At 66.6% G+C, this 10,735-nt stretch carries 4 protein-coding genes; all 4 read left to right on the plus strand.

The annotated features are described in order from the left end of the window. The first annotated feature begins 286 nt into the window (after window positions 1-286). Window positions 287-7,141, plus strand: coding sequence for a peroxidase family protein (locus ASE66_RS33730; protein ID WP_057191427.1), 6,855 nt, complete (start codon window positions 287-289; stop codon window positions 7,139-7,141). 81 nt (window positions 7,142-7,222) lie between these two features. Further along, window positions 7,223-8,998, plus strand: a complete 1,776-nt coding sequence (locus ASE66_RS19795) for a type I secretion system permease/ATPase (RefSeq protein WP_057191428.1) — start codon at window positions 7,223-7,225, stop codon at window positions 8,996-8,998. Between the two features lie 392 nt (window positions 8,999-9,390). Further along, window positions 9,391-10,069 (plus strand): cadherin-like domain-containing protein (locus ASE66_RS34000; RefSeq protein WP_413814281.1); only part of this gene is annotated, 679 nt, incomplete at its 3' end. Window positions 10,070-10,077: 8 nt separating this feature from the next. Beyond that, the coding region (locus ASE66_RS34005; protein ID WP_413814282.1) for a calcium-binding protein at window positions 10,078-10,735 on the plus strand (658 nt) is incomplete at its 3' end.

Here is a 10,735-nt window from a genome sequence, read left to right on the forward strand (position 1 = left end):
TCGGGCGGAGCTGCGCCGAAAGTCGCTCCCGCACTATCTGATCCCATCGCGTTCCCAGGACTTTGGTCCAGGTCGTTTCTGGTCCCGGGTCCGAATGCCTGGCGCGTCTCCAGCCTTGCGAGCGCACCAAACTAAGACTCTCAAGATCAGCCGACCTTCTGCCCTTTCTTATCAATGAGTAAATGCCGATAGTCCAGTTAATATTCGGTTAACTGTCGATTTTCCCGAGTCAATCGAGGTTGTGCCGAAGCATAGTTAACAGAAAAAATGACGGGGTAACGGCATCATGAAACTGAACACGCACGACCTGCATTTCATCCTCAAGCAAATCCAGGTCGCCGAAGCTCATACTGCTGCGATCAACGCCGGGGGCGATCCGCGCGAGGCGCTCGCGACACTGGTCGGCACAGCCGGCGGCGCCGGGCCCGCACCGACGCAGGCCCATCTGATGCCGTTTGGCCTGCGCACCGTCAGCGGCGAGCTGAACAGCCTCGTCGCCGGCAGCGAGTTCGACGGTTCGGCCGACCAGATCATGCCGCGCCTGCTCGATCCGCGCTTCCGCAACGACCAGGACGGCGATGTCTACGGGGCCGGCGCCACGCAGGTCACCAACACGAATTACGGATCGATCGGCCAGAACGTCGTCGACGCGGACCCGCGCACGATTTCGAACCTGATCTCCGACCAGACAATCGGAAACCCCGCCGCGATCCTCAGCGCCCTCGTCGCGATCGGCCATGCCGATCCGTATGCCGTGCTGGCCCAACCGGCAAACCAGGCGGTCTACAGCGCCGCCGTCACCGCCTTCAAAGCCGCCGATGCGGCCGAGAAGGAATTCGCCAATGCCAGCGCGGCCAAGCAGGCGCTGGCCTATGGGCCGCCGAATCCGGCGGCATCGGCGGCGGCCGATCTTCGCCTTGCCAATGCGACCGCCGATCTCACCGCCAAGACGGCGGTCAAGGAGGCCGCCTATGAGGCGCTGGAGACCGTTCTGGGCGTCACCATGGAAGGCGATACGGTCGTCATCCCCAACGTGTCCGCCGATCTCGGCGACACCGCCCCGTTCAACGCCTTCTTCACGATGTTCGGCCAGTTCTTCGATCACGGCCTCGACCTCGTCAGCAAGGGCGGGGCGGGCAACGTCTATATCCCGCTGACCCCCGACGATCCGCTCTATGTCGAGGGCGGCCGCACCAATTTCATGGTGCTGACCCGCGCCACGCCCGAGATCGGGGCCGACGGCGTCGTCAACCACAACAACGAGACGACACCCTGGATCGACCTCAACCAGGTTTACACCTCGAACCCGTCGCACCAGGTCTTCCTGCGCGAATACAAGATGGTCGACGGCAAGCCGGTCGCGACCGGGCACATGCTCGAAAGCGCCACCGGCGGCCCGGCGACCTGGGCCGACGTCAAGAAGCAGGCGGCCGAGAAGCTCGGCATCCAGCTCAGCGACATGGATGTCCATCGCGTCCCGGCGCTGCTGACCGACCTCTATGGCGAATTCGTACGCGGCGCCAACGGGCTGCCGCAGCTGGTCACGACGAACGGCTTCGTCTCCGGCGATCTGGCGAGCCCGGTGCCGGCGGCGCAGGCTCTGCCGGCCGGCCGCGCCTTCCTCAACGACATCGCCCATAGCGCGGTGCCGACTGGCTGGGTGGATGACGACCGCAACCCGGCGACCCCAATGGTCGCGGTGACAGCCGATGCCGACGAGATTACCGGCAATCCGATCGCTCTGAACATGTACGGCATCGCGACGACCTATGACGACGAGCTGCTCGGCGCGCATGTCATCGTCGGCGACGGCCGCGGCAACGAGAATATCGGCCTGACTTCGGTCCACCATCTCTTCCACAGCGAGCACAATCGCCAGGTCGACGAGATGAAAGAGATCATCCTGTCCAGCGGCGACCTCGCCTTCCTCAACGAATGGCTTGCCATCGACGTGGCGGCGATCCCGTCATCTCAGGCTGCGATCGACGCGCTGGTCTGGGACGGCGAGCGCCTGTTCCAAGCCGGCCGCTTCTCGACCGAGATGGTCTATCAGCATCTCGTCTTCGAGGAGTTCGCCCGGGCGGCAGCTCCCGATGTCGACCCGTTCCTGTTCTCGAACACCGCCGATGTCGACGGCGCGATCGTCGCCGAGTTCGCCCATGTGGTCTACCGCTTCGGGCACTCGATGCTGACCGACACGATCGACATCCAGAAGATGGGCGCCGGTGGCCCGGTCCAGTCTTCGATGGGGCTGATCGACGCCTTCCTCAATCCGATCGCCTTCAACGCCCAGGGGGCCGATGCCGCGCAGGCCGCCGGTGCGATCCTGCGTGGCATGTCGCGCCAGGCCGGTAACGAGATCGACGAGTATCTCACCGATGCGCTGCGCAACAATCTCGTCGGCCTGCCGCTTGATCTCGGCGCGCTCAACCTGGCCCGAGCCCGCGAGACCGGCGTCCCCTCGCTGAACGAGGCCCGCGCGCAGTTCTTCGAGGATACGCAGGACACGCGGGTCAAGCCCTATGAGAGCTGGTTCGACTTCGCCCTGTCGCTGAAGACCCCCGCCTCCCTGATCAATTTCGTCGCCGCCTACGGCACCCACGACACGATCCTGGCCGCGACGACGCTCGAGGCCAAGCGCGCCGCCGCCGCGGTGCTGGTGCTCGGCGGACCGGGCGCGCCGGCAGACCGGCTCGACTTCCTGCACGCGACCGGTGCCTGGGCGAACGACGCCAAGCTCGGCGGCTTGAACGAGGTCGACTTCTGGATCGGCGGCCTTGCCGAGAAGAAGATGGCCTTCGGCTCGATGCTCGGCTCGAGCTTCACCTATGTCTTCGAATACCAGATGGAGAAGCTGCAGGCCGGCGACCGCTTCTACTATCTCAGCCGCACCCAGGGGCTGAACCTCCTGAACCAGCTGGAATCGGACAGCTTCGCGCAGCTGATCATGCGCAACACCGTGGTCGGCACCGATGGTGGCCATATCAACGGCGCGGCCTTCCAGACCGCCGACTACATCCTCGAGATGGATCCGTCGAAGCAGGTCACCGGCCTCGGTACCAACGGCAAGGCCGATCCGCTCCACGCAAACCCCGTCCTCCAGGCGATCAGTCCGATGGTCATCCGCCAGGATCTCGACGGCGACGGCGATCTCGACCTGCTGCGCTACACCGGCACCGAACATGTCGTTCTCGGCGGCACCAGCGAGCGCGACATCCTGATCGGTGGCGAAGGCGACGACACGCTCTGGGGCGGCGCTGGCAATGACGATCTCGAAGGCGGCTATGGCGTCGACCATCTCCATGGCGGCGACGGCAACGACATCATCACCGACAGCGGTACCGATATCGGCGCCGCCGACGTGATCCATGGCGACGCCGGCGACGACGTCATCAACCCTGGTAGCGGCCTCGACCTCGTCTTCGCCGGTTCCGGCAAGGACTTCGTCTACGGCGGCAGCGAGGCGAAGACCATCCAGGGCGGCGAGGGCGACGACTTTATCCGCGGCGGCACCGGCATCAATATGCTGATGGGTAACGAGGGCAACGACTGGATCGAGGGTGGCGAGAGCTTCGACACGCTCGCCGGCGACAATTCCGAGCTCTTCTTCAACTCGACGATCATCGGTCACGACGTGCTCAACGGGCGCGGCAACGACAATGATTACGACGGCGAGTCCGGCGACGACATCATGGTCCAGGGCCCGGGCATCCAACGCAACAACGGCATGGCCGGCTTCGACTGGGCAATTCACAAGGGCAACGCCACCGGTGCGGATTCGGATATGAACATATCCATCTTCACCAATCAGCAGGCCAACATTCTGCGAGACCGCTTCGACCTCGTCGAAGGCCTCTCGGGTTGGAAGCACAACGACAAGCTGACCGGTCGCGACGTCGTCATCGGCGGCTATGATGTCAACGGCAACGGCGCGCAGGTCGATCCCAGGGCGTCGTTCGACTCTTACTCGAACGCGCTGCTGGCGAAGAACGTCGCGCTGATCGACGGGCTCTCGGCCCTGGTCTCGCATCTCACCCCGACGCTGGCGCGCGACGCCGCCGGCAACATCCTGAAGGACGCATCCGGGCAGGACGCGATGGTCGTGCTCGACCCCGCCGATGCCTCCGACATCCTGCTTGGTGGCGGCGGTTCCGACGTCATCGAGGGCAAGGGCGGCAACGACATCATCGATGGCGATCGCTGGCTCAATGTCCGCATCGGGTTCAGCCATGGCGGCGTCGACTACACCACCGACGGCGTCTCGGAGCTCGTCTGGCGCAAGGCCGACTATGTCGACGGCGCCCCGGTCGCCGGCGCCACCCCGGCCTTCGGCAGGCAGACGCTCGACCAGCTGATGTTCAGCCGCATCGTCAGCCCCGGCGCACTCGACATCGTCCGCGAGCTGGTCAATGGCGGGCGCCAGGGCGACAGCGACGTCGCTGTCTATTGGGACGTCAAGGCGAACTATGCCTTCACCCGCAATGCCGACGGCAGCATCACTGTCGAGCATGTCGACCAGACGGCCGGCGCCACCGATCCGGCAACCGGCAAGAACCGCGAGTCGGACGGCATCGACTGGCTCTGGAACATCGAGAAGCTGCGCTTCGCCGATGGCGAGTTCCTGGTCAGCCAGCTGGTCAACAGCGCGGCGACAGGCGCCCCGGTGATCAGCGACCTGACCCCGACCGAGGGTCAGCAGCTTTCAGCTAGCACTGCCGCGATCCAGGATGAGAACGGCCTCGGCGCCTTCTCCTATCAGTGGCAGCTTTCGACCGATGGCGGGGCAAACTGGGTCAACATCCCGGGTGCGACTGCAGCGAACTACACGCCCAATGACGGCATTCTCGGCTTCGGGAGCCAAGTCGGCGGGCTGCTGCGCGTGACCGTGAGCTTTACAGACGGAGCCGGCCATTCCGAGAGCCTGATCTCGGCCCCGACCGGCGTGGTCGGCGACAACTGGGATGCGATCCCCTTCGTCGCCAACACGTTCAATGGCACCGCCGGCGACGATATCGCCGATGGCACCAGCGGCTTCCTCGGGGCCGGCGCCAATGACACCCTGAACGGCAATGCCGGCAACGACATCCTGAGCGGCGCCGGCGGTACCGACACGCTGAACGGCGGCGCGGGTAACGACCGGCTCGACGGCGGCGCCGGCGGCGGCGACGTGGCCGTCTATTCCGGCTCGGTTCGCAACTTTGGCTTCCAGCTGAACGCTTCGAACCAGCTCGTGGTCGTCGACCTGACTGGCGTCGAGGGTACCGACACGCTGACCACGATCGAGCAGTTGCGCTTTGCCGGTTCGACCTATGGCCTGGTCAACGGCAGCAATGGCAACGCCACGCAGACTGGCGGGACCGGCGCCGACCTTATCCTCGGCCATGGCGGAACCGACACTCTGAACGGCGGAAACGGCAACGATGTCCTCGCGGGCGGCGCCGGCAACGACACCATCACCGGCGGCAGCGGCAACGACCTCGCGCTCTGGCGGGTCGGTGACGGTCGCGACTTCATCGACGGCGGCGCCAACACTGACACGGTACATATCGCCGGCGACGCGACCGCCGAGACCTACCGCATCTACTCGCGGGCAGCGGCGACCGCCGCCGGGCTGACCGGTCTCAACGCCAACACCGAGATCGTCATCACGCGCAACGGCACCACCAATGCGTCGATCGTCGCCGAGCTCGACAATGTCGAGGAGATCGCGATCAGCGGCTTCGGCGGCGGCGATACCTTCATTCCGATCGGTGACTTCACACCGACCAGCCTCGCGACGAGCACGATCACGCTCGACGGAACGGATGGCGACGACATCGTCGACATCTCCACGCTGCAGTCGGCCCACCGCGTCGTCTTCCGCTCGAACGGCGGCAACGACATCATCGTCGGGACGCTACGCGAGCAGGACGTCATCGAGCTGCCGGCGGGCAGCGATCCCGACAGCTTCACCCGCAGCTTCGACGAGGAAACCGGCTTCTCGATCCTGTCGAATGGCCAGCAGCAGATCAGCTTCGCCGGCGATTTCGACCCAGTGCTCCGCGTCGACGACGAGGACGACGAGGACGCGCACGACGACGAGGATGAAGACGACGAGGATGACGACGAAGACGACACTGGCAGCGGTGACGACGACGAGGATGAGGACGACACCGGCTCCGGTGACGATGACGATGACGACGACTGCGGCTGCGACGACGAGGACGGCACCGGCACCCCGGCGCCCAATCCGTCAGGCGGCGCGGTGCGGACCGGGACGGGCCAGACCGATGTTCTGATCGGGACGGCAGGCGCGGATTCGATTGTCGGCCTCGGCGGCGACGACGTCCTGACCGGCGAAGCCGGGGACGACAATATCGCCGCCGGCGAAGGCGCCGACTTCGTCGATGCCGGAGCCGGAACGGACACGGTCTTCCTCGGCGCCGGCGACGACCACGGCTTCGGCGGCGACGGCAACGATGCGCTCTACGGAGAAGCGGGCGCAGACCGGATCTTCGGCGGGGCCGGCAATGACCTGCTCGATGGTGGCGCGGGCGACGACACCGTCGTGGGTGGCTCCGGCAACGACGTCTTCATCGCGGCGGTCGGTGACGGCAACGACAGCTATCACGGCGATGACCTCGCCGGCGGCAACGGTATCGACACGCTCGACATGTCGGTGGTGACCGCATCCGTCACCGTCGATCTCGGCTCCGGCCTGCTTGGGCGGGGCAGCGCGGTCAGCGTCCAGACCGGGCACGACACCTTGTGGGGCATCGAGAATGTCGCGACCGGCTCCGGCAGCGACACGATCACGGCCAGCACTGCGGTCAATGTGATCGAAGGTGGGGCGGGCAACGACGTCTTCCGCTTCAACAGCACGCAGGCGGCCGACGGCGACACGATCCTCGATTTCGAACCGGGCGACCGGCTCGACCTCGCCGGGATCGACGCTCATGCCGGGCTCTCCGGGAACCAGAGCTTCACGCTCGTGAACGGGCCGGCCTTCACCGGCTCCGCCCAGCTCATGGTGACCTACGAGACCAGGGCGGACGGCGACTACACGGTGGTGTCCGGCAATACCGGCGGCGATCAGGACGCTGATTTCCAGATCAGCCTGAAGGGCACCCTCACTCTCGGCCCGGGCAACATCACCCTTTGATGCTCCGGGTCTTGAGCCACCCCGGCCCCTCGGGCCGGGGTGGCGGCACCGTCTGTCAACTCATCGTCCGGGAGCGGCGTTATGGCCCCTACGAATCTGGCACTGGCCCGCAAGCGCGACGCCGCGAAGCTCACCGAGGGGCTGCGCGGGATCGTCGTCTACCTGGTCGCGATCTCCTGCCTGATCAACCTGCTGGCGCTCACCGGCTCGCTCTACATGATGCAGGTCTACGACCGGGCGCTGACCAGCGGCAGTGTCCAGACGCTCGTTGCGCTCTCGGTGATCGCCCTCGTGCTCTTCCTGTTCCAGGGCGGCTTTGACGCCATTCGATCGCGCGTGCTGTCGCGGATCGGCGCACGCTTCGATCATGAGGTCGCGCCGATCGCGCATCGGGTGACGATCGACATGCCGCGCTTCGGCTTCTCCACCACCGAAGCGCTCGAACGCGGCCGCGATGTCGACACCGTCCGCAGCTTCCTGGGTGGCCAGGGACCGGGCGCGTTGTTCGACCTGCCCTGGATCCCGATCTATCTCGGCTTCATCTATCTGCTGCATCCCTGGCTCGGCGCGTTGACGCTCGGCGGCGCCGTGGTGCTGAGCTTGCTGACATTGGCGAGCGAAATCGTCGCCCGCCGCATCGCCGGCGAAGCCAGGCAGTCGGCTCTCGGGCGCAGCACGATCGCCGAATCGAACGCGCGCAATGCCGAGGTGCTGAAGGCGATGGGTTTCGCCGGGCGCGCGACCCAGCGCTTCGCCGAGGCCAACGAGGTCCACCTCGACTTGCAATCGCGCGCCAGCGACATCGTCGGCTCCTTCGGCGCCTTCGCGAAGATCCTGCGCATGATCCTGCAATCGGCCGTGCTCGGGCTCGGTGCCTATCTCACCATCAAGGGCGAGCTCTCGGCCGGCGCGATCATCGCGGCCTCGGTGGCTTCCGCCCGCGCCTTGGCGCCGGTCGACCAGGCGATCGCCAACTGGAAACCCTTCGTCGCCGCCCGCCAGAGCTTCGCCCGCCTGCGCGAGACCGTCGTTGCCCTCAGCAAGGCGATCGAGCCGATGCCGCTGCCGGCGCCGCATCGCGACCTCAAGGTCGATCGGATCACGGTCGCCGCGCCCGGCAGCGGCCAGATCCTGCTCAGCGAGGTCAGCTTCGAGGTCGGCGCCGGCAAGGCGGTCGGCATCATCGGGCCGAGCGGTGGCGGCAAGACGACGCTGGTGCGCGCGCTGACCGGCATCTGGCCGACCCTGCGCGGCGCCGTCCGCCTCGACGGGGCCGAGCTCGAGCAATGGCCGGAGGAGGATCTCGGCCGGGCCGTCGGATACCTGCCGCAGGAGGTCGGTCTGCTCGACGCGACTGTCGAGGAGAACATTTCGCGGCTTTCCGAGCATGAGGATTCGAGCGGCGTCGTCGCGGCGGCGACCGCAACCGGCATCCACGACATGATCGTACGCCTGCCGGCCGGTTACCGCACGCCGTTGGGGCCGCAGGGCATGGCGATCTCGGCCGGTCAGCGCCAGCGCATCGGCCTGGCCCGCGCCCTCTACGGCAATCCTTTCCTCGTCGTGATGGATGAGCCGAACTCCAATCTCGACGGCGAAGGCGAGGCCGCGCTGACCAAGGCGATCGAGCAGCTCAAGGCCCGGGGCGCGATCGTCATCATCGTCGCGCATCGACCGAGCGCGCTTGCCGCTGTCGACTATGTCGGGGTGATCCAGGCCGGCAAGCTGACCGCTTTCGGGCCGAAGGACCAGATCATCAGGCCCACGGGCGGTGCGGAGGCGGCGGAAGCGGCACCAAGGCCGGCCGCGACCATGCCTAAAGCCATGCCATTCGAGCTCCAGCGGGTGTCGGTATGATCGACGTCAAAGCCGCCCGGCGCACGCAAGACGCGCCACAGAATCCAACTCAATCCTATGAGCGGAACGGACAGGATACCCCGCTCTCTCTGCGCGGCCCGGCCATGCTCGTCGCGCTGATGGCTGCCGTGATCGCCTATTTCCAGGGCATCATCGATCCCGGCAAGGCGGCAACGCCGCAGCCCCAACCCGAGCAGCCACAGCCTCCCGCCGTCGATGACAGGGTCGCCAGGGCCACGGACGAGGAGCCGGCGGCGAAGGCGGTGACCGAGGCCGGCGAGATCCCGGACGAGACCGGCGCACTCGGCGAAGCCGCCGAGAAGGCGGTCGGCAGCGGCGGGCCCGGGTCGACCGTGCCCGGCCTGCCCGATTTCCTCGGCATCGATTCGCCGATGTTCGAATTCGAGCAGCTGCCTTTGCCACCGCTGCGCTCGGTGCGGATTCCGAACGGTTTCGGTGATGACGCCAGCAATGACAACTGGTCTTCCCTCCGTGTTCCCACCGGCTCGGGCGGCTTGTTCGAGGTCGGCTTGCCGACCGTGGCCGGCTCCTTCCCTTCGCCGATCATCGGTCCGGGTGCGGGAGGCGGGCCTGATATCCGCCCGCCCGGCCCGGTCGATCCCGGCCCCGAATTGCCGCCGCGCAACCGCGCCCCGCGCCTCGCCGGGCCGGTTCGGCTGGTGGACATCGGCCCGTGCCAGACCACGCTCCTGACCATGGCACTGCTGCTCGCCGGAGCGAGCGATGCCGATGCGGATCCGCTCACCATTCGCCAGATCATCGTCTCGCATGGCACGTTGCAGCTGGTCGCGGGCGGTTGGCTCTACACCCCCGCAAAGGGCCATTACGGTCCGGTCACGGTCAGCTACGTCATCAGCGACGGCAAGGTCGGGGTGGTCCAGCACGCTCAATTCGAGGTGGTGGAGATCCTGGAGCTCACCGGCACCGCGGGCAACGACGTCCTAATCGGCACCGAATGCCGTGACCTCATCGAAGGCCTCGGCGGCGACGACCTGATCGAGGGCCGCGGCGCGGACGACATCATCCTCGCCGGTGCCGGCAACGACACCGNCGACGATATTCTCTATGGCGGGGCAGGCAACGACACGCTCTACGGCGATGCCGGCAACGATCACCTGTACGGCGAGGCCGGCAACGACATCCTCGATGGCGGCGATGGTGACGATGTGATCGTCGGAGGCCCCGGCGACGACATCATCCTGGGCGGTGCGGGGAACGATCTCCTCGATGGCGGTGACGGTAACGACAGGATCGACGGCGGGGAGGGGGCGAACACCATCCTGACCGGGGCCGGCGACAACGTCGTCGTCGCAGGCGACGGCGGCAACGTCGTGATCGGGGGAGCCGGTATTGAGAGCGTGCGCCTGGGGGCCGGCGGCGACACCGTCAGGGCCGGTGGCAGTAACGATCATGTCGATGGAGGTGCTGGCGACAACAGCCTCTTCGGCGAGGAAGGCGACGATACGCTCATCAGCGGCGCCGGCAACGATATGCTCGACGGCGGCACCGGCGCGGACATCATGTTCGCGGGGGCGGGCAAGGATCATCTGCGCGGCGGCAGCGGCAACGACACGCTCGATGCCGGCGACGGCGCCGACAAGGTCGAGGCCGGTGACGGCAACGACATCGTTCGGGCCGGGGCCGGCAATGACAGGGTCTATGGCGAAGGAGGCGACGACGTCATCCTCGGCGAAGCCGGCGACGATTGTCTGATCG

It is taken from the genome of Allobosea sp. Root483D1 (genome assembly GCF_001429505.1).
Classification (GTDB): Bacteria; Pseudomonadota; Alphaproteobacteria; order Rhizobiales; family Beijerinckiaceae; genus Allobosea.